This is a genomic window from Thiosulfativibrio zosterae, from assembly GCF_011398155.1.
Classification (GTDB): domain Bacteria; phylum Pseudomonadota; class Gammaproteobacteria; order Thiomicrospirales; family Thiomicrospiraceae; genus Thiosulfativibrio; species Thiosulfativibrio zosterae.
Genome location: NZ_AP021888.1, coordinates 1,419,291 through 1,440,319, shown reverse-complemented (window position 1 = coordinate 1,440,319; position 21,029 = coordinate 1,419,291). Strand labels below are relative to the sequence as shown.

The following is a 21,029-nucleotide window of genomic DNA, read 5'->3' as shown; positions in this document are numbered from 1 at the left end:
TGTTGAAAATTTAAATCTATTCAATAGCCTTTAAGCGTTGCTTAAACGCTGCCTCATTATAACAAAGGAGTCAAAATGGGATTTCTAGACGGAAAAAAAGCCCTAATCGTGGGTGTCGCCAATAACAAATCAATTGCTTATGGTATTGCCAAGCAAATGCAAGCACAAGGTGCAGAAATTGCCTTAACCTTTCAAGGCGAAAAATTAAAAAGTCGTGTTGAAAAGATTGCTGAAGAACTAGGCACCAGCATTGTTTTGCCATTAGATGTGACTTCTGATGAAGAGATTACCGCGGTTTTCACAGAAATTGAAAAAGTTTGGGGTGGTCTAGATATTTTGGTGCATTCAGTGGCTTTCGCACCTCGCGAAGAACTAGAAGGACGCATGATTGATGCTTCGACTCGTCAAGGTTTTGCGATTGCACACGATATCTCAGCCTACAGCTTAACTGCACTCACCAAAGGCGGTTATGAACTCCTTAAAAAGAACAAAGGCGCGGTCATGACCGTTTCTTACTTAGGGGCTGAGCGTGCTGTTCCTAACTATAATGTCATGGGTATTGCTAAAGCCTCTCTAGAAGCCACTGTGCGTTACTTAGCGGCTGACTTAGGTCAAGATGGTATTCGTGTAAATGCGGTTTCTGCGGGTCCAATCCGTACGCTTGCCGCGGCAGGTATTAAAGATTTCCGCTCGATGCTTGAGAAAGCTGCCTTAGCAACGCCTTTACGTCAAAATGTAACGATTGAAGAAGTAGGCAATACGGCAGCTTTTTTATGTTCTGATTTGGCTTCGGGGATTACCGGTGAAGTGACTTATGTCGATGGCGGTTACAACATTACCGCTTCAACCTGATTTTTGATTGATTGGATAAAATAATCCCCTTAATTGGGGATTTTTTTGGTTTAAATTTTGTTAAGGCCAATAGCTTTAAGGTTTGTTGATATTTGAATTATTTTGGACAATAAAAAACCCTCATGAGAGGGTTTAATATTTGAATATGGCGGAGTGGACGGGACTCGAACCCGCGACCTCCTGCGTGACAGGCAAGCATTCTAACCAGCTGAACTACCACTCCGGAAAGTTGATAACTTGGGCAATTATCTAAAATAAATGGTGGGTGATACTGGGTTCGAACCAGTGACCCTCGCCTTGTAAGGGCGATGCTCTCCCAGCTGAGCTAATCACCCGAATCGTAATCATACAATGACAATTCGAAATTGTTATAAATAATGGCGGAGTGGACGGGACTCGAACCCGCGACCTCCTGCGTGACAGGCAAGCATTCTAACCAGCTGAACTACCACTCCGTACATAACAACAAGCAACAAATTGGTGGGTGATACTGGGTTCGAACCAGTGACCCTCGCCTTGTAAGGGCGATGCTCTCCCAGCTGAGCTAATCACCCAGTCTGTAGCTGTTGAGTATTTACAACACAATTAAAGCGCCTTAAAACAATGTTTATCAGGTCCCTAATTGATGTGGCGTATTATAAAGAGATGTGGAGGGTTGTCAACGCATTTAATGAGAATTTTTACAATTTTTTGACAGTTTTTGGGCAAAAAAAAACCTTGCCTATAAAATTCATCAAGTTACAGAATTTATAGGCAAGGTTTTAATTAAATGAATTGTTAAGCTTTAAGTCAATAACAACTCAATAATCTAAATACTTATTAGTTTACAGCGTCTTTAAGTGCTTTACCTGCTGAGAACTTAGGTACTTTAGCAGCTGGGATTTGCATCTCTGCACCCGTCTGTGGGTTACGGCCAGTACGAGCAGCACGCTCACCAACCTTAAATGTACCAAATCCAATAATTGCCACTGAATCACCAGCACTCATCGCTTTTGTAATCGCCGCTACAGTTGCGTCAAGGGCTTTAGCAGAATCTGCTTTGGTTAATCCTGATTCTTCTGCGATTGCGCTTACTAGTTCAGACTTGTTCATGTGTATGTTTCTCCATAAAATTTTGAGTAATCCTGTCACCTTGCGGTTACGACATTTATATCAAGCACTTAACCCCTGTGTCAAGGAAAACGATTACTTTTAGTGTGTTTTTGGTTGGTTTTCCTTGATTTCGCCTCCAACCTCTGAAGATATCAGGCTTTCATCAATTTTTTCAATTGCCATATCAAGCGGTTTTGGCTGACTTTCTAGGGCTAAATTCAAGACTTCTTCAACCCATTGAACCGGATGAATATCCAATTTTGATTTAATATCATCTGATATTTCGGCCAAATCTCTGACATTATCGTGAGGGATTAAGACGGTTTTAATGCCCCCTCTTAATGCGGCTAAAAGTTTTTCTTTTAAACCACCTATGGGTAATACCTCACCTCTTAAAGTGATTTCACCTGTCATGGCAACATCCGCTCTGACCGGAATTTGCGTTAAAACCGAAGCAATGGCAGTACAAATCGCGATTCCGGCACTAGGACCATCTTTTTTAATAGCCCCTTCTGGGAAGTGCAAATGAATATCTTGCTTTTCATAGAAGTCGGGCTTTAAACCTAACTGGGCTGTACGGCTTCTGATGACGCTCATAGCAGCTTGAGTGGATTCTTGCATGACACTACCTAATTGCCCAGTCGTGGTGTTTTTGCCTGTTCCTGGCATGGCTGTCGCTTCAATGCGCAATAAATCACCACCAACTCTTGTCCAGGCTAAACCTGCAACCTGACCAATTTGATTTTTCTCATCCGCCAAACCAATTCTGTGTCTTGCTACGCCTAAATAATCTTTTAAATCATTCGGTGATACAACAATGGGTGCTGTTGCTTCGCCAGTAACGATACGCTTAACCGCTTTACGGCAAATTTTTGCCAATTCTTGTGATAGCAGTCTAACACCGGCTTCACGAGTATAGGTTTGGATAATTTGAGTGATGGTTTCTGCAGGAACTTCCAGTTCATTTGCTTTTAAACCATGATTTTTTAATTCTCTTGGCAATAAATGTTCTGTGGCAATGTTCAATTTTTCAATTTCAGTATAGCCAGACAAATTAATGATTTCCATACGATCCATCAAAGGCTCAGGCATATCCATGGAATTGGAAGTGGCAATAAACATAACATCGGACAAGTCATAGTCCACTTCTAAGTAATGGTCGTTAAAGGCTTTGTTTTGTTCTGGATCTAACACCTCTAATAAAGCACTGGCTGGATCGCCTCGCTGATCTCGCGCCATTTTGTCTATTTCATCTAATAAAAATAGTGGGTTTTTAGTCCCAGCATTTTTCATTTTTTGAATAATACGACCTGGTAAAGCCCCTAAGTAGGTTTTACGATGACCACGAATTTCAGCTTCATCTCGCACACCACCCAACGACATACGCACAAAATTTCGGTTAGTGGCCTCAGCAATTGATTTGGCTAAAGAGGTTTTGCCGACCCCTGGAGGCCCTACTAGGCACAAAATAGGTCCTTTGATTTTATTAACACGCTGTTGAACGGCTAAATATTCAACAATTCGTTCTTTAACTTTTTCAAGGCCATAATGTTGTTCATCCAGAATGACTTGTGCTTTGTTTAGGTCTTTAGAAACGCGTGAACGCTTTTTCCATGGAATACTCACTAACCAATCTAGGTAGTTGCGCACAATATTGGCTTCTGGGGATTGTGCGGGGATAGAACGCAATTTTTTGAGTTCATCCATCGCAACTTTCATGGGTGCTTCAGGTAGGCCCGCGGCTTCAATTTTTTCTTTGAGCTTGGCGAGTTCATCGCCCTCTTCTTCAACGGCATCTTCACCCAGTTCTTCGTGAATGGCTTTTAACTTGGTATTTAAATAAAAATTACGCTGAGTTTTGTCCATGTGTTTTTTAACACGAGCATTAATTCGGGTTTCTGATTCTAAAATATCAATTTCAGTTTCAATGGTTGCAAGAATGTGTTCAAGACGGGCAATTAAAGAAATTTTTTCAAGCAGCGTTTGTTTTTCTTCAATGGTCAAACGAAGATTTGCAGAGATAATATCAACTAAACGATTGGCATCTGTGGCTGAAGCGACACTCTTTTTGACTTCTGATGGCACTTTTTTCTTTAAATCCGCATAGGTTGCAAAACGATCTTGGATAGCGCGCACCAAAATACTGACATCAGCGGATAACTCGTCATCTGAACTGATTTGTCTGACATCCCCCGTTAAAAAAGCTTCTTCATCATATAAAGACAACAATTCAAAACGCTTTACACCTTCAATTAACACCTTATCTGTGCCATCGGGCAGTCTTAAAATTTGCAAAATATTGGCCATAACCCCAACTTGATACAAATCAGAAGCTTTGGGAGATTCATCGGTATTATTTTTTTGAGTCACCAAAAAGATTTGTTTGTCATGTTTCATGGCTTCTTTAAGCGCATTGCGGGATTTTTCTCGCCCAACAAATAAGGGCACCACCATCCCTGGAAAAACCACGACATCTCTTAAGGCAAGTACAAATACATTGGTTTTATAGTCAATTTGATTAATATCCATAGGCTTCTTCTTTTGTTATGTTATGGGATTGCGTTTTAGTTTTATAAAATCAAAAAACCCAGTGATACCTAAATTAAGCGTGTTAATTTATGAGTCGACTGGGTTTTATTGGAAGTGAATGAGGCGTTATAGTTATTCGCTAACGACCTTTTTATCCGCTTCTTGGTAAACCAGTACGGGTTTCTTTTTGCCTTCTATAACCGATTTATTCACGACCACAGATTCAACATTTTCTAAACTGGGTAACTCATACATAGTATCAAGCAAGGTTTGCTCCAAAATAGATCTTAAACCACGAGCCCCTGTTTTTCTTTTTATGGCCATTTTTGCAACTTCCAAGAGCGCGTCTTTTCTAAATTGCAATTGAGCGCCTTCCAACTCAAACATTTTTTGAAATTGCTTCACTAGAGCGTTTTTGGGTTCTGTTAAAATACGCACTAAAGCATCTTCATCCAATTCATCTAAAGATGCAATCACCGGCAGACGACCCACAAATTCTGGAATTAACCCAAACTTAATTAAGTCTTCTGGTTGAATGCTTTGGAATTTTTCAGACAAAGTTTTCTTTTCATCCGCTGACTTCACATCAGCAGAAAAGCCAATACCCACATTTTTTTCAATGCGCTGATCAATAATACGATCTAAGCCTTCAAAAGCGCCGCCCACAATAAATAAGATTTTAGAGGTATCCACCTGAATCATATCTTGATTAGGATGTTTTCTGCCGCCTTGGGGAGGAATATTAGCAACCGTACCTTCAATCAACTTTAATAGAGCCTGTTGAACACCTTCACCAGATACATCTCGTGTAATGGATGGGTTTTCAGATTTACGCGTAATCTTATCAATTTCATCGATATAAATAATACCGCGCTCAGCTTTTTCAGGATCATTGTCACAACGCTGCAGCAGTTTTAAAACGATACTTTCAACATCTTCACCTACATACCCAGCTTCGGTTAAGGTGGTTGCATCTGCAATGGCAAAAGGTACGTCCAATAAACGAGCTAAAGTTTGGGCAAGAAGCGTTTTACCAGAACCCGTTGGACCAATAAACAAAATGTTACTTTTGGTTAACTCAACATCATCTTTTTGATAACCATTTTGTAAACGCTTGTAATGATTGTATACAGCGACCGCCAAAACTTTTTTGGCTTGGTGTTGGCCGATCACATAATCATCCAAAATTGCGCTGATTTCTTTAGGTGTCGGAAGTTTATCCAACTCAAAAGAGCTTAAAGCTTCTGTGCCGAATTCATCGCGCAAAATATCGTTGCATAAATCAACGCATTCATCGCAAATATAAACTGAAGGTCCTGCAATGAGTTTGCGAACTTCTTCTTGGCCTTTGCCGCAAAAAGAGCAATAGAGGTTTTTTTCTGGCATTTTCGCTTCTCTCTTTTGTGTGTTTAGGGGTATTAAGCGTTACGGCTTGTAAGAACTTTATCAATTAAACCATAATCACAGGCTTGTTGTGCACTCATAAAGTTATCACGATCGGTATCCTGTTCAATGCGTTCTACCGGTTGACCAGTATGTTCTGCCAAGGCATTGTTTAACTTTTCTTTGATAGAAATGATTTCTTTTGCGTGGATCGCAATATCACTCGCTTGCCCCTGGAAGCCACCCAAAGGCTGGTGAATCATCACGCGAGAGTTTGGCAGTGCAAAGCGTTTGCCTTTGGCGCCAGCTGACAATAAAAATGAACCCATGCTTGCAGCTTGACCAATACACATAGTGCTCACATCAGGCTTAATAAAACGCATGGTGTCATAAATGGCCATACCGGCAGTGACGCTTCCACCAGGCGAGTTAATGTAAAGGTGAATATCTTTATCAGGATTTTCTGATTCCAAGAACAACATTTGAGCCACAATTAAATTGGCCATGTGGTCTTCTACTTGCCCAACCAAGAAAATAACGCGCTCTTTTAACAGTCTTGAATAAATGTCATAGGATCTTTCGCCACGACTGGTTTGTTCAATAACCATTGGTACCAATGCATTTTGAATCATCTCGATACTCATAGAAATCCCTTTTTTAATTTTTATAGTGACAATTTACCTGATTATTTACGACAGGTAAAAAAAAACTTAACGCTATCTATTATAGAGTTTCCTCTTAGCGTTAAGTTTTTATGAAAGTTTTAGATTAACGAGCGTTTACAATTTCATCAAAAGTTTTATTAACTTCAGTGACTTGAGCTTGTTCTAAAATTTTATTGGCGATTTCTTTTTCAACAACAATAGACTCGATTTCAGCCATTGCTTTTGGATTAGATTTGTACCAGTTAATCACTTCAGAAGGATCTTCATAAGAAGACGCTTGATCTTCAATGAAAGCGATTTTCATTTCTTCAGTTGCTTGAATACCGTGAGCTTTAATGATGTCACCCAAGATTAACCCTAGCTTAACGCGAATCGTCGCTTCTTCGGTAAACTCAGAAGCAGAGATTTTAACATCTTCAGCTTTCATACCTTGTTGCTGCATGTTTTGGACCGCGCGGTTCATCAAGGCATTGATTTCTTGATCTAAAATTGACTTAGGTAATTGAACATCAACCACTTGCGAAAGTGCTTCTAGAACATTGGTGCGGTTTTTATTTTCAACAGCACGCTTCAATTCTTTTTCCATGTTTGATTTGATTTCAGCAATCAAGGTTTCTGCTTTACCATCTTCAATGCCAAACGCTTTAACAAACTCTTCATCTAACTCTGGTAAAACTTGAGTTTGAACAGAATGAACAGTGATGTCAAAAGTGACTGTTTGACCTTTTAAGTTTTCGGCGTGGTAGTTTTCAGGGAAAGTCACTTCAATCGTTTTTTCCTCCCCTTTTTTCATGCCAATGATGCCATCTTCAAAGCCAGGAATCATACGGCCGCTGCCTAGAACTAAAGGCACATTCTCAGCTTTTCCGCCTTCAAACTCTTCACCATTTAGCTTGCCTACGAAATCGATGATTACTTGCTCATCTTTTTTGGCTTTTTTAGCGGCACTGGCAGGCTTCCAAGCTTGGCGCTGTTCACGCAATTTAGTAACCATGCCGTCAACATCGGCATCAGTCACTGCAGCGGTTACTTTTTCTACTTTAATGGCAGAAAACTCTGGAAGTGTAATTTCTGGGTAAACTTCGAAAGATGCGGTGTAAGTGATATTACCATCTTGATCGTTTAGTTCGTCAAAACGAGGATAACCAGCAATGTTTAAAGATTCTTTATCTAGGGCATCATAAAATGATTTTTGAACTTCTTCGCCCATGACTTCTTGACGAACTTGTATGCCATAACGCTTTTTAACAACATTTAAAGGTACTTTTCCTGGACGGAAGCCATCCATGCGAACGGTACGACGCATTTCTGCTAGTTTTTTCTCAACAGCAGAATCAATGTTTGTTGATGCGAAAGAAACGCTAATTTTATGCTCAAGGCCTTGCTCTGGTTTTTGTACTGTTACTTGCATGATTTAATCTCAATACCATCGATTTAAAAAATAAACGCTAGATTATACTGACTAACATTCGTTATGAAAAGAAAAAGTTATTTTGCGTAGTTTGCAACTCATGGTAAAATTACCATAATTTATTTTTATGAATGCATTAATTTATCATTTTTGGATTCTATTTTTTTATGACCGTTCACTTTGAATTTTAAAGGATTTCAAATGATTATCGAAAAAGTTGTCTTATTGGCTGCAGGCACCATGGTTTTAGCGTCTTCACTTTTGAGTATTTATCACGCTCCTGAGTGGATTTATTTAACCGCTTTCGTTGGCGCTAACCTATTATTCTCTGGTATTACTGGATTCTGCCCTATGGTTAAAATCCTAGAAAAATTTGGTTTGCAACATGGTTCAGCTTTTAAATAAGCGCAGTTGATAAATCTTATATAAAAGGCTGTTTTTAAACAGCCTTTTTTGTTTATCACCCTAAAAATTGTTCGGTAATTTCTTCAATTTCTGTTTGTAATAACAACCAATCTTCTTCAAAGTGTTCAATTTGCGTTTTCAATGCCGCTTCTTCGATCAATAGCTTTTTTAACTCTTCTGAGCGTGCGCTTTCATAAAGAGAAGAATCCTCAAGCATTTGATGCAAAGCATCGAGTTTTTGTTGTGCCTGAGCCATGTGTGTTTCAACTTTAGCCAACTTTTGAGTCTGTTGTTTGGTGGCTTGACGCAAGGCATTTCTTTGTGCGGCATTTTCTTGGCGCTGCGCCTTTTTGGTGGGGGTATTTTGACCAGGCCTGGTCAAATTTTCAGCTTCTTTGAGTGCCGCTTGCATCTGTTTAATGTGCTTTAAACGCGCTTGCAAGTAACTATTTAAATCGCCGTGATGATGAATGACTTGCTTATCATGAACCCACCAATATTGGTCTACGATACTTTCTAATAGATGCTGGTCATGGGTTACCAAGATTAAGGCACCGTCAAAAGACTGTAAAGCAATGTCTAGGGCGTCGCGAGTTTCCATGTCTAAATGGTTGGTAGGTTCATCTAAAATAATCAAGTTAGGTTTTTGGTAAATCATGATGGCTAAAGACAAGCGCGCCTTTTCGCCTCCAGAAAATACCTTAACCGGATCAAGCGCTTTTTCACTAGAAAAACCAAACTGCCCTAAGAAGTTTCGCGCTTCTTGGTCGCTAATGGTTTCAGAGATTTTAAGCAGATGTTGTACTGGGGATAAATCCAAATACAAAGACTCTAATTGGTGCTGCGCAAAATAACCAAACGATACGCCTTTGCTGATTAGGATTTTGCCACTTTGCGGCTTATGTTCGCCCACTAATAGTTTTAAAAGCGTTGACTTACCAGAACCATTGACCCCTACCAAACCTATACGGTCGCCTGCTCGCAAGACAAATTTTGCTTGGTGAATAATGTCCGTATCTTGACCATAATGAAAGCATAACCCTTCTGCTTGCAACATGGGGTCTGGCAAATGGTCAGGCTCAAAAAACTCAAACTGAAACGGATTGGTGGCGTGTACAGCGGCAACTTCTTCCATGCGCTCTAGGGCTTTAACACGGCTTTGCGCTTGTTTGGCTTTAGAAGCTTTTGCCTTAAAGCGATCAATAAATGACTTTAAGTGCTGCATTTGAAGCTTTTGTTTTTCATGCAGACTTTGTTGCTGCATTAAGCGTTCATTGCGCTGGCGTTCAAAGGCTTCAAAATTACCTGAGTACAAATATAGTTTCTGTTGATCAACGTGCGCAATGCCTTGCACCACTTCATCTAAAAAATGCCGATCATGCGAAATAACAATTACCGCGCCTTCAAATTGCTTAAGCCATTGAATTAACCATGCGACGGCTTCAATGTCTAAATGGTTGGTCGGTTCATCTAACAGTAGCAAGTCTGCGCGTTGCATTAAAGCTCTTGCCAGTTTTAAACGAACCTGCCAACCCCCTGAAAATTCGTGTAGTTTTTTCGCAAAATCACTTTCGCTAAACCCCAAACCAAACAATAACTGTTGCGCCTTTAAAGGTACTTGGTAACCAGAAATTTTATCCAAAGCATCATAGCTGTGCACCAATTGATCATGGTGATCCGTTTGTTCAGCTAAACGGATATCCGCCATGATTTGCGCATAAAGGGTATCGCCACTGGTAACGTAGTCCAGTGCGGGCATTTCTGTGGCGTGTACTTCTTGTTCTACATGACCTATTTGCCAGGTAGTGGGCATTTGTATGCTGCCGCTATCCAGGTGGGCTTCGCCCAAAATGGCTTTAAATAAGGTGGTTTTTCCCGTGCCATTTTGTCCAATCAAACCCACTTTTTGTCCTGGATGTAGGGTTAAGGACGCTTTATCAAATAAGGGTTTGATGCCAGCATTAAGAGAAATGGATTGAATTGAGAGCATAAAAAAGTGCAGGCCTGGTTAAATTTGAGGTAAAAAGCTTAGTTTGAAGCTGCCATTTCATGCAGAGTACCATCACGCAAATAAAGTTGGCGATCCATGCGGGCTGCCAAAGATAAATCATGCGTCACGATTAATAAAGCGGTTTCCAGCTCTTGATTGAGTTCTAGCATCAACTCAAAAACTTGTTGTGCCGAGTGTTCATCCAAGTTGCCTGTCGGTTCATCTGCCAAGATACAAGCAGGTTTGGTGATTAAGGCTCTTGCCATGGCAACACGCTGTCTTTCGCCACCGGAGAGTTCACTGGGTTTGTGCTCTAAACGATGCCCCAATCCCACGCGCTCTAATAGAAAGCGCGCTTCTTTTTCGGCAACTTTGGCCGGCGTACGGCGAACTCTTAAGGGTAGCATGGCATTTTCAAGCGCTGTTAATTCCGGCAGTAAAAAATGGAATTGATAAACAAACCCCAAGTGTTCATTGCGCAAATAGCCACGCTTGGCTTCGTTTAAGTCAGAAAAGTTCTGTCCCATTAAAGACACTTTGCCGTCACTGGGCGTATCTAAACCAGCCAATAAATGAAGTAAAGTACTTTTACCTGAACCGGAGCTCCCGACGATGGCCAATTTTTCTTTAGCATTTAATTGAAAATCGACCTGTTTAATCACAGAAGTTAATAGCTTGCCATCGTGATAGGCTTTTTGTAGGTTGTTAGCTTCAAGAACTGGATTACTCATAGCGTAATGCCTCCGCAGGTTGAGTTTTAGAAGCGCGCCATGCTGGATAAAGCGTTGCGAGTAGTGTTAGAACAAATGCCAGACCTGAAACTAGCCACACATCATCCCAGTGCAATTCAGACGGAACTGCGCTGATATAGTAAATGTCTGCTGGGAAGAAATGAACCCCAAGCATTTGTTCTATAAAGGGAACTATCACATCAATGTTTAAGGCCAAGCTAATACCACCTGCTAAACCTAGTAATGAACCGATGATGCCAATAATCAAGCCCTGCACAATAAAGATTCGTTGAATACTCATGGGGGATGCCCCAATGGTACGCAGAACGGCAATGTCCTTTTGTTTATCGGTGACGACCATCACCATGGTGGATACGATATTAAAGGCAGCAACCATAATAATCAGCGCTAAAACAATGAACATCATGCGTTTTTCCATCTCGATGGCTTTAAAAAAGTTGGCGTGTTGCTGTGTCCAATCTCGCATATAAAGTGTGCTTTCAGCTTTTTGAGCGATGGCATTTCTCACGCGTCCTAAGTCGAACATATCAAGAAGTTTCAGCTGTAAAACCCCAACTTCATCGTCATACTTAAATATTTTTTTGGCATCTTCAAGGTGAATCAGTGCCAAGCCGCTGTCGTATTCATACATGCCCGCTTTAAACATACCGACCACGGTAAAGCGTTTGATTCTTGGGACAATGCCCATGGGGGAAACCGAGCCTTGGGGTGCCAGCAAAGTGACTTTGTCACCCACAGAAACACCTAAACTTAATGCTAATTCTGCGCCTAAGATAATGCTGTATTCTTTGGCTTTTAAGTCGGCCAATTTACCGACAATCATTTTGCCATCAACATCACTGACCTGCTGCTCGTACTCGGGCAAAACGCCACGCACCATAACCCCCTTAACGCGCTGGTCATTGGTTAACATGCCCTGCTCTGTAATATTGGGCGCTGCACCGGTGACCTCAGGAATGCTTTTAACCATCTCGTAAAGTTCTGGCCAGTGTGTGAGTCTGTCATTAGATTCAGACAGGTTCATGTGGGCTGTCATTCCCAGAATTCTGTCGCGTAATTCCGATTGAAAGCCATTCATAATCGACATAATGGTTATTAAGGCCGCCACACCTAAACCTATGCCGAGCATAGATGACAAGGAAATAAAAGAAATAAATCCATTGCGGCGTTTGGCTCGGGTATAGCGAAAACCTAATAGAGTTTCAAAAGGGAGTTTGAACATGAGATCGTTTCCTAATCTTGGTGCGATACAGGCTTAAAAACCGGCAAACTAAAGTTATATTTAATGGCCATCCATCGCATTCCAAAGGTTACCAGCATGGCAATGAACATAGACCATTCAATTGACAGCCCAAAGTTCATGCCCAGTAACATTAAACTTGCGCCCACAAATGCTGCCGTGGCATAGATTTCTTTACGAAAAATTAAAGGAACCTCTCCAACCAGTACATCACGAATGACACCCCCGACAACCCCGGTCATGACGGCTGTCATAATAATAATGGCATCATCTAAATCCAATAAGATGGCTTTGTGAGCACCAATAACGGTAAAGGCGGCGAGTCCAACGGCGTCTAAAAAAAGTAAGGATTTCATGGGTACATGATAGAAACGCGCGTAATAAAATAAAAAAATGGTTGCGACAGTGATGATGTAAATATAAGAAGGGTCTTTAACCCAAAAAATAGGTTGGTCTAGAATTAAGTCTCGCAAGGTACCGCCACCAATCGCTGTCACCATGGCAATGACAATAGCGCCAAATAAATCCAGTTGTTTACGGCTGGCTGCCAGCAGACCTGAAAACGCAAAAACAATCGTTCCCAAAATGTCTAGATAGTGTAAGCCAGAAAAAATTTCAACCATGATGTGTGCGAGTCCTCAGACCAAATAGGCAATTGAGGCAGCATTATAAATGAAAAAGCCCTCTTTAAGAGGGCTTTTAAGAAGCGTCAATAATGACTCAATTAACTATCAGACTTCAAACGCGTAATGCCTAGCATTTTCATGATGTACTTCTGATAAATTGGCTCAGAGTTACCTGCTTTCATATTGCGGATGAAGTATTTCTCAAACGCAATTTTCGCTAAATGCACCCACTTACCTTTTTTAGCCCAAGTTAAGTTACGTGGAGGAATTTGAGGTAAGGCAACGAAAGCGGCACCTGTATCGCCCATGTCAGCAAGACACACAGTGTTCCAAGTTGGGATTTCGTGTGGATCTTTGCCTTCCAAGTTGGCTTCTAGGTTGTGACAAATTGCCGTTACCATTGACTCAATCATCAAGCCAGTTTTTGGCGTACCACAGGGAACTGGGCACTTAGTGTCAACAGGCGGAATGGCAATACCAACACCCAAAGCATAAATATTATGGTAAGTTGGGTTACGGCTAAATTGGTCAACCTTAACAAAACCACGTGGGTTGACTAATGGGCCACCCATTTTTGAAGCATCAGGATCTACCAAGTCAACTAGGAACTGTGAACCTTTAAATGCAGGCAACATCATTGAGTATTTGAAAGGTAATTCATGTTGGTCAATCACATCACCACGAGAGTTGTGTTCATCAACATACATGACGCCATCTTCAATTTTGGTTGTTTTGGCGTTACAAATCCAGTTGATGTGACGTGCGCGCATTTCAGCTTCCATCAAACCTTTAGAATCACCAACACCATTCAAACCTAAATGTCCGATATAAGGTTCTGCGGTCACAAAAGTCATAGGTACTTGGCTACGAATTTTACGCTTACGCAAATCTGTTTCCATAATCATGGCAAATTCGTATGCTGGACCGAAACATGAAGCACCTTGAACCGCACCAATAATGATTGGACCAGGGTTTTGACAGAATTCTTCCCATTGCTCATAAGCTTCAGCAGCATGAGGCGTTGTACAAACAGACACTGTGTTACCACCATGGCTCTTAGGACCAAAACCAGGCACTTCATTGAATGCCAAGGCTGGGCCAGTGGCTAAAATTAGGTAGTCATAAGCCATTTCAGAACCATCGTCTAAAACTAGCTTGTTATTGTCTGCATCTAGTTTGGTGACTGTTTGGTTGAAAAACTCTACACCCTTACGAGTTAAGTGAGGTTCTAGTTTGAAAGAAATATCTTCAGGTTTACGCCAGCCCACTGCAACCCATGGGTTTGAAGGGACGAAACTAAATTCTTCTACCGCGTTAACGACTTTTACAGTGTGTTCTTTACCTAGGTGCTTACGAACATCGTATGCCATGGGTAAGCCACCGGTACTTGAACCTACAATAACAATAGTTGCCATCTGATTATTTCCTTTATTGCATTTTTATAAATGGGTAATCATTTAAGAATTTTGAAGTCATAAATGAATTGCCGTAACTTTTGTGTCGCCTATCTTGCAGTATATACTCAAAAATTAAAAATAGATTTTATGAATAATTGCCATAAATAAGTTTGATGAATGGAATAATATTTTTACTTATAAGGATTTACTAATATAAAGTGCGGGCAATAAGACTAGCACCATAAAGGTAGCCAATGCTATCGAAAGTAAAGTTAAGATACTTAACTGATAAATCATAGAGTTACCAAATATTAATAAAACCGTTAACCCTACAAAAAGTAACAGGCTTGTATTCCAAATTGGGCGCCCAATACTGCTTAAAGTGAAGCGGATTGCGGATAAATCATCACGATAAAATCCTTGTTTAGCTCGTCTAATTCGGCTAAAAAAATGTATTGCATCATCCAAAACTATCCCTAAAGGAATGACTAAGGTGATTAAGAGTGCTTGTTCATCGAAAGCAATGCTCAACTTCATCATGGCAAATGCCAGTAATACTGCTAAGGCGCTGACGGCCAAAACAGCTAAGGTAAGCTTTAAATTTTGCCAAAAAATGCCCAGTAGAATACCACTGCTTAATAACATCATTAATAGAGCCTGATAGTCTGAAAATGCCCAAACCAATAGTCCTAATGCCACTGCCGACAAGGCAATTAACAGAGCACTGAGTGCTTTAGCACTCACAGGAGATTTCTGCAAATAATCCGCAATAAATAAAAAACCGTGGCGGTCTTGGTAATGCCCTACTCTGAATTCCAATAACCAGTTCATCATAATCCAGGGTAAAAAGATCAGCAGCAAAATTGTAATTAAAGCCCAACCCAATAAAACGGTTAGCGCCATCTCTTGAAATGTTGTATCAAACCAACCCACCATCAAAAAGCCAGCTAAGGTGGTTGTGTTAGACAAGAAAATTGGCCCACTGTTGATTCGAATGGCTTCTGCAATGCCATCATATTGATGAGCGCCGCGCGCCATTTCGCGGTGTAAGGTGGTGATGATATGGGTGAGATTGCTCATCATCATAATCAAAATAATGACCCAGCCAAACGCCGTTGATTCTTGATAGTTGTCATTAAAAAGAAGACCTAACCCTATCAATAATATGAACAATAGGCTACTGGCGCCAAAAATAAATACGGCGGATTTGAATGAATCTAATAAATAGATACTGAGCAAACTCATCACAACAAGCGCAATAAATGCCAACACAACTGGCTGCCATAAATCGTTAGTAAAACCAGTCCATCCCCACAAGGCAAAGCCTGTTAAGGTCAATCCTAATAGCCAAACTGAGCGACTCTGATGTCTCAAGATTTGTACCCAATTAAATGCCCAAGCACCTTCCATTTTATGTTTTCCTTTTATGAATCCTGACGGCAACACTCAAACTTAGGCGACGCTTAGGGTAGAATACGGTTTTTGAAAGAAAACCAGTTACTCATGTCTAAAAAATCTGCAACCACCCCGATTCTGTTCAAAGATGCCATTTTGATGCAAGGTCATCGCTCTTATTGGCACTTAAACTCACCGACTGAAAAAGCCATTTCACTGATTAATCAGGCTCAAAAACAACCAGGCCTGGTTATTTATTTGGCTGAAAACAGCACTTTAGCCAATCAAATGTCTGAATTGTTGTCTTTCTTTGTAGATGAAAGTTTGCCTATTCTACAGTTTCCGGAATGGGAAACCTTGCCTTATGATCAGTTTTCACCTCATCAAGATATTATCTCACAGCGTTTAAAAACACTTTATCAATTGCCGAGCACGCAAAAAGGTATTTTAGTGATTACCTTGCCCGGCTTGATGCAGCGCCTCGTGCCGCATAGCTTTATTGATCAATACACCTTTTTGCTCAATCGCGGACAAGAGCTGGATATCGAATCTTTTATTAGCCAACTAGAAGTGGGTGGTTACCAAAGAGTTAGCCAAGTGAATGAGCATGGTGAATTTGCGGTCAGAGGCGCTTTGATTGATTTGTTTCCCATGGGCAGTAAAACCCCCTATCGACTGGATTTGTTTGACACTGAAATTGAAACTATTCGCAGTTTTGATCCAGAAACTCAGCGTTCGCTAGAAAAAATTGAGCGCATCCAATTATTGCCAGCCAAAGAATATGATTTAAACCCGCAAGGTATTGAACAATTCCGCCAAGCTTTCCGTACGGTGTTTGGTGAAGATGCTCGCAATAGTCACATTTACAAAAGCGTTAGCCAAAAACAAATGGTAGATGGGTTGGAATATTATCTGCCCTTATTCCACAAGAGTACGGCAACCTTATTTGATTATTTGCCGAGCACAACGGTCTTTTTTGATGACAATAGTATTGAAGACCCGTTGGATGCCAACTATGCGGATTATCAAGAACGCTACCAAATCGGGCAGCACAATCCTGATTACCCGATTTTAAAGCCAGAGGTTTTGGTTTTAAATAAAACGGAAACCCTGACACACCTTAAACAATTTCATCGCGTTTCTTTTTTAGACGAGCAAGCAGCTAAGCAACAAAAGCATACCTTGTTTTTTAACCTGCAAGCCTTGCCTGACCTAACCATTCAAAATCACAGCGATTATCCACTGGCCAAACTCAATGCATTTTTGGACCAATATTCTGGTCGAGTGATGTTTTGTGCTGAGTCAACCGGCCGCAGAGAAACGCTTATTGGGCTTTTGAAAAAGCAAAAACATCATCCTAAGCCCATTGAAAGCTGGCTGGAATTTACCCAAGGACTTGAACAGTCTAAACCGTCTAAAAATGGGCAAGCTCAATATTCTATTGTGGTCGGTCCTCTAGAAGACTCTTTAGTCACGCCAGAGTTTTGTATTATCTCTGAGAGCCAAATTTTGGGTAAAACGGTGGTGCAAAAGCGCCGTCGTAAAACCAAACACAGCGACTTTAACACCGCCATTGCCAACCTCATCGAACTAGACATGGGTAGCCCAATTGTGCATATAGATCATGGTGTTGGACGTTATCGTGGTTTAGAAAAAATGGTTATTCAAGCAGAAGAACAAGAGTTTCTGATGATTGAATACGCCAACGAAGACAAATTGTTTGTGCCTGTTACTTCTTTGCACCTGGTCAGTCGATACACAGGTGCCAGTGCAGAAACTGCTCCTTTGCATAAGTTAGGTTCTGATAAGTGGGAAAAAGCCAAACGCAAAGCCGCTGAAAAAGTCCATGATGTTGCTGCCGAATTGCTCGACATCTATGCACAAAGAGCTGCTTTATCTGGCTTTGCATTTGAATCTAACGAAGAAGCCTATGCGCGTTTTAAAAATGGCTTTCCCTTTGAAGAAACGCCTGATCAAGAAGCTGCCATTGAAGCCGTATTGCAAGATATGCACTCCGATAAACCCATGGATCGTTTGGTGTGCGGCGATGTTGGCTTTGGTAAAACAGAGGTGGCCATGAGAGCCGCTTTTACCGCCGCTTATGCGGGTAAACAAGTTGCGGTATTGGTGCCAACCACCCTGCTTTCTCAGCAACACCTAGAAAACTTTAGAAACCGCTTTGCAGACTGGCCAATTCGAGTTGAAGGGCTTTCTCGTTTTCAAACCGCCAAAGAACAAAAAGATATTTTAGAGGCGGTCAAAAATAATCAGGTGGATATTGTTATCGGGACACACAAGCTGATTCAAAAAGATATGGCTTTTGGCAACTTAGGCTTGATTATTATTGATGAAGAACATCGTTTTGGGGTGCGTCAAAAAGAACAACTCAAAAAGATGCGTGCCGAAATTGATGTGCTCACCATGACCGCAACGCCAATTCCTAGAACGCTTAATATGGCCATGAATGATTTGCGTGATTTATCCATTATTGCCACAGCGCCTGCGAAACGCCTTGCTGTACAAACCTTTGTGCAAGAATGGAATCCAGATGTGGTGCGTGAGGCCTGTTTGCGTGAAATTCGCCGTGGTGGTCAAATTTATTTACTGTTTAATGATGTTGCCAAAATAGAAGCCATGACCGAAGAAATGCAAGCTCTGCTACCAGAAGCCAAAGTTGCCTCTGCGCATGGCCAAATGCATGAACGAGAACTTGAGCAGGTAATGGAAAACTTTTATCACCGTAAATTTCAAATATTGGTTTGTACCACCATCATTGAAACGGGGATCGACATTCCGACCGCAAATACCATTCTTATTCATCGTGCTGATAAGTTTGGTTTGGCACAATTACATCAATTGCGTGGTCGCGTGGGACGCTCGCATCACAAAGCCTATGCGTATTTGTTTACACCTGCAAAGGTTTTGTTGACCAAAGATGCCGAAAAGCGATTAACCGCCATCGCCAAACACGACACCCTTGGGGCGGGCTTTATGTTGGCCAGTCACGATTTGGAAATTCGAGGTGCGGGAGAATTGCTGGGAGATGGCCAGTCAGGTCAAATCCAAGAAATTGGTTTCACCCTTTACTCTGAACTACTTGATAGAGCCGTGAGAGCTTTAAAATCTGGCAAACGCCCAGAGCTGAGTACTTCTTTACATCAAGGATGTGAAGTGAATTTGGGCGTTCCCGCGTTAATTCCAGAGGATTATCTGCCAGATATTCACACGCGTTTGGTTTTTTACAAGCGTATTGCCAGTGCCAATGACGAGAATGCTTTACGAGAATTAGAGGTCGAAATGATTGACCGTTTTGGTTTATTGCCCGATCAAGTCAAACACTTATTTGCAGTCACCCAGGTCAAGCTGTTAATCGACCCCATGAATTTTCAAAAAGTTGAAGCCAATGACAGCATGATTCGCATCCAGTTTGGTCCACAACCTAGCCTAGATGCTTTGTCTTTGATTAAACTGATTCAAAATGCTCCTAAACACTACCAACTAAAAGGTCAAACCGAACTGAAATATTTCGCTACAATGCCTAATATTGAACAACGCATTCAGGCGCTCGAAGTGATTGTTGAAAGTATTAGGGTGCGTTCATAATTTTGAGCTTTAAATAAAGCTCACTTAAAGAGAATTTCAAGTTAAAGATGAATCGATTGAACTTACGCTCACTAACTCCTGTTATATTCGCTGCTTGGGCCACATTGCCCTTAGCAACGATGGCATCTGACAAAAATAGTCAGCCGTATCCCAAATACCAAGTAGAACTTTTAATTTTTGAAACCACAGCCATACGCGGTTGGACAGAAGAAACTTGGCCATTGATTGATACCGATATAGACCTAGATGGTAGCGTGCCCGCTGAGCCCCTTAATGATAAGTATTTGATGCTGGCATCCCAAGCCAAAAAATTAAAACCTGAGATTGGTTACAAAATTTTAATGCATCAAGCCTATGCGGTTTACGGCTTGCCAGAAGAAAAGGCAACACGCATTTCGTTTGAAAACTACCCAGAAACGGAATGGACCTCTAAAGTAAAAGGCGATTTTTTATTTTATAAATCGCGTTATCCGCATATAGATGTTGAGTTTCAGGTTGATAAAGCCATTCCGAGCAGAGTCAGAGATGACTTGGGAAAGCAACAAAAAATGGAAATAGTCGAGCCTATGGTAGGCATGCCCCCTGTATGGCGCTTTTATTTGAAAGAATCTCGTAAAGTATTGAAAGATGAAATTCATTACATAGACCATCCGCTGTTTGGTGCTTTGGTAAAAGTTCAGCCGGTTGAAGATTAATTTAAAACCCTTAAAAACAAAAAAACCGAACTGAGTTCGGTTTTTTTGTATCTTTAAAAGATTACTTTAAGGTGGTTAAAAACTGCTGAAAGCTCAAAGAGGCTTCCGATCCCAAATCGCCCATCAACTGTTGCATAACGCTTTTCTCACCTTCAAACACGCGAACATCCTCTAAGCCCATATCGCGTTTTACTTTACCGATATCCGCTAGGCCATCAATCATACCGTTTTCAACGGCTTCATCTCCTAACCAAACCAATCCAGTGTAAGTTTCTGGGGTTTCTTTAATTCGGTCGCCACGGCCTTTTCTAACCGTTTCAATAAATTGTTGATGGGTTCTTTCTAAAATACGCTCTTGAAAAAATTGTCTGCCCGCTTCATCTTTAGGCCCAAACGGATCAATAAAGGTTTTGTGTTCACCAGCATGCATAGAGCGGTTTTCAATACCGAGCTTGTCCATTAAACCGGTAAAACCAAAGCTGTCCATTCGCACGCCTATAGATCCAATAATAGAACCTTTATTGGCATAAATTTTATCTGCAGCAACGGCGATGTAATAACAGCCTGAAGCACACATATCTTCAACCACCACATAAACCGGCTTGTTATATTGCGCCTTTAAGCGGGTGATTTCATCATTAATCATGGCTGACTGAACCGGACTGCCGCCAGGCGAATTGGCTTGAATCACCACCGCTTTAGCCTGTTTGTCTTTAAAGGCTTCTTCTAATAAAGGATTAAAAGCTTCAGCACTGATTTTTGTGCCAGGCATAATTGGACCATCTAGTTTAACAACGGCTAGGTGCTCATTGCCGCTCATAGATTCAACTTCTGGTGAAAACTGTGCGGTCATCATCCAAATTAAAACCGCAAAATAGGCGATAACAGAAAGCTTCAGTAAATTGGTCCAACGGCGGCTCCAGCGCTCTTGTTTAATAAAAATCTCTGCCGCTTTAGCCAGACGATTCAAACCTTGTTGATTGTCTTCCATCTC

At 41.1% G+C, this 21,029-nt stretch carries 16 protein-coding genes and 4 tRNA genes; 4 read left to right on the top strand and 16 right to left on the bottom strand.

All coding sequences use genetic code 11. The annotated features are described in order from the left end of the window. Positions 1–75 precede the first annotated feature (75 nt). A complete protein-coding gene (locus THMIRH_RS06625) occupies positions 76–852 on the top strand; it encodes an enoyl-ACP reductase FabI (RefSeq protein WP_173291341.1) in 777 nt (258 codons plus the stop codon). A 146-nt stretch (positions 853–998) separates the two neighbouring features. On the opposite strand, the gene THMIRH_RS06620 is transcribed toward THMIRH_RS06625, so the two are convergent. From THMIRH_RS06620 to tig, 9 genes are all read right to left on the bottom strand, one after another. After that, positions 999–1,075, bottom strand: a tRNA-Asp gene (locus THMIRH_RS06620). A gap of 36 nt (positions 1,076–1,111) precedes the next feature. Next, positions 1,112–1,187 (bottom strand) — tRNA-Val (locus THMIRH_RS06615). A 43-nt stretch (positions 1,188–1,230) separates the two neighbouring features. Beyond that, positions 1,231–1,307 (bottom strand) — tRNA-Asp (locus tag THMIRH_RS06610). Between the two features lie 23 nt (positions 1,308–1,330). Next, positions 1,331–1,406, bottom strand: a tRNA-Val gene (locus THMIRH_RS06605). Positions 1,407–1,671: 265 nt separating this feature from the next. Next, complete coding sequence (locus THMIRH_RS06600) at positions 1,672–1,944, bottom strand: HU family DNA-binding protein (protein WP_173291340.1); 273 nt, start codon at positions 1,942–1,944, stop codon at positions 1,672–1,674. Between the two features lie 99 nt (positions 1,945–2,043). Further along, on the bottom strand, positions 2,044–4,473 hold the full coding sequence (lon, locus tag THMIRH_RS06595) for an endopeptidase La (protein ID WP_173291339.1): 2,430 nt from the start codon (positions 4,471–4,473) through the stop codon (positions 2,044–2,046). Positions 4,474–4,605: 132 nt separating this feature from the next. Continuing rightward, on the bottom strand, positions 4,606–5,859 hold the full coding sequence (gene clpX / locus THMIRH_RS06590) for an ATP-dependent Clp protease ATP-binding subunit ClpX (RefSeq protein ID WP_173291338.1): 1,254 nt from the start codon (positions 5,857–5,859) through the stop codon (positions 4,606–4,608). Positions 5,860–5,891: 32 nt separating this feature from the next. Then, complete coding sequence (clpP, locus tag THMIRH_RS06585) at positions 5,892–6,500, bottom strand: ATP-dependent Clp endopeptidase proteolytic subunit ClpP (RefSeq protein ID WP_173291337.1); 609 nt, start codon at positions 6,498–6,500, stop codon at positions 5,892–5,894. A gap of 124 nt (positions 6,501–6,624) precedes the next feature. After that, on the bottom strand, positions 6,625–7,932 hold the full coding sequence (gene tig, locus THMIRH_RS06580; protein ID WP_173291336.1) for a trigger factor: 1,308 nt from the start codon (positions 7,930–7,932) through the stop codon (positions 6,625–6,627). Positions 7,933–8,133: 201 nt separating this feature from the next. Here tig and THMIRH_RS06575 point away from each other — a divergent pair, with 201 nt between their 5' ends. Beyond that, entirely contained in the window at positions 8,134–8,337 is a 204-nt protein-coding gene (locus tag THMIRH_RS06575; RefSeq protein ID WP_173291335.1) for a YgaP family membrane protein, read from the top strand. Between the two features lie 55 nt (positions 8,338–8,392). Here the strand turns inward: THMIRH_RS06575 and THMIRH_RS06570 are convergent, their stop codons facing one another. The 6 genes from THMIRH_RS06570 to THMIRH_RS06545 all read right to left on the bottom strand — a co-directional run bounded on the left by THMIRH_RS06570 (position 8,393) and on the right by THMIRH_RS06545 (position 15,752). Further along, positions 8,393–10,327: an ATP-binding cassette domain-containing protein gene (locus THMIRH_RS06570; protein WP_173291334.1), complete on the bottom strand. Its 1,935-nt coding sequence runs from the start codon at positions 10,325–10,327 to the stop codon at positions 8,393–8,395. Between the two features lie 38 nt (positions 10,328–10,365). Then, positions 10,366–11,058 (bottom strand): lipoprotein-releasing ABC transporter ATP-binding protein LolD, encoded by a 693-nt coding sequence (gene lolD / locus THMIRH_RS06565; protein ID WP_173291333.1) that lies wholly within the window; start codon positions 11,056–11,058, stop codon positions 10,366–10,368. Beyond that, on the bottom strand, positions 11,051–12,301 hold the full coding sequence (locus THMIRH_RS06560) for a lipoprotein-releasing ABC transporter permease subunit (RefSeq protein ID WP_173291332.1): 1,251 nt from the start codon (positions 12,299–12,301) through the stop codon (positions 11,051–11,053). The genes lolD and THMIRH_RS06560 overlap by 8 nt, the downstream gene beginning before the upstream one ends. Before the next feature lie 11 nt (positions 12,302–12,312). After that, positions 12,313–12,942 (bottom strand): trimeric intracellular cation channel family protein, encoded by a 630-nt coding sequence (locus THMIRH_RS06555; RefSeq protein WP_173291331.1) that lies wholly within the window; start codon positions 12,940–12,942, stop codon positions 12,313–12,315. A 101-nt stretch (positions 12,943–13,043) separates the two neighbouring features. Continuing rightward, complete coding sequence (locus THMIRH_RS06550; protein ID WP_173291330.1) at positions 13,044–14,360, bottom strand: NAD(P)/FAD-dependent oxidoreductase; 1,317 nt, start codon at positions 14,358–14,360, stop codon at positions 13,044–13,046. A 177-nt stretch (positions 14,361–14,537) separates the two neighbouring features. Further along, a complete protein-coding gene (locus THMIRH_RS06545) occupies positions 14,538–15,752 on the bottom strand; it encodes a hypothetical protein (protein ID WP_173291329.1) in 1,215 nt (404 codons plus the stop codon). A gap of 93 nt (positions 15,753–15,845) precedes the next feature. Between THMIRH_RS06545 and mfd the strand changes: the two genes are divergently transcribed. Together mfd and THMIRH_RS06535 are read left to right on the top strand one after the other, a co-directional pair. After that, entirely contained in the window at positions 15,846–19,340 is a 3,495-nt protein-coding gene (mfd, locus tag THMIRH_RS06540) for a transcription-repair coupling factor (RefSeq protein WP_173291328.1), read from the top strand. Positions 19,341–19,444: 104 nt separating this feature from the next. Continuing rightward, on the top strand, positions 19,445–20,035 hold the full coding sequence (locus tag THMIRH_RS06535) for a CsiV family protein (protein ID WP_173291327.1): 591 nt from the start codon (positions 19,445–19,447) through the stop codon (positions 20,033–20,035). 61 nt (positions 20,036–20,096) lie between these two features. On the opposite strand, the gene THMIRH_RS06530 is transcribed toward THMIRH_RS06535, so the two are convergent. After that, a complete protein-coding gene (locus THMIRH_RS06530) occupies positions 20,097–21,026 on the bottom strand; it encodes a S49 family peptidase (protein WP_173291326.1) in 930 nt (309 codons plus the stop codon). Positions 21,027–21,029: the final 3 nt, after the last annotated feature.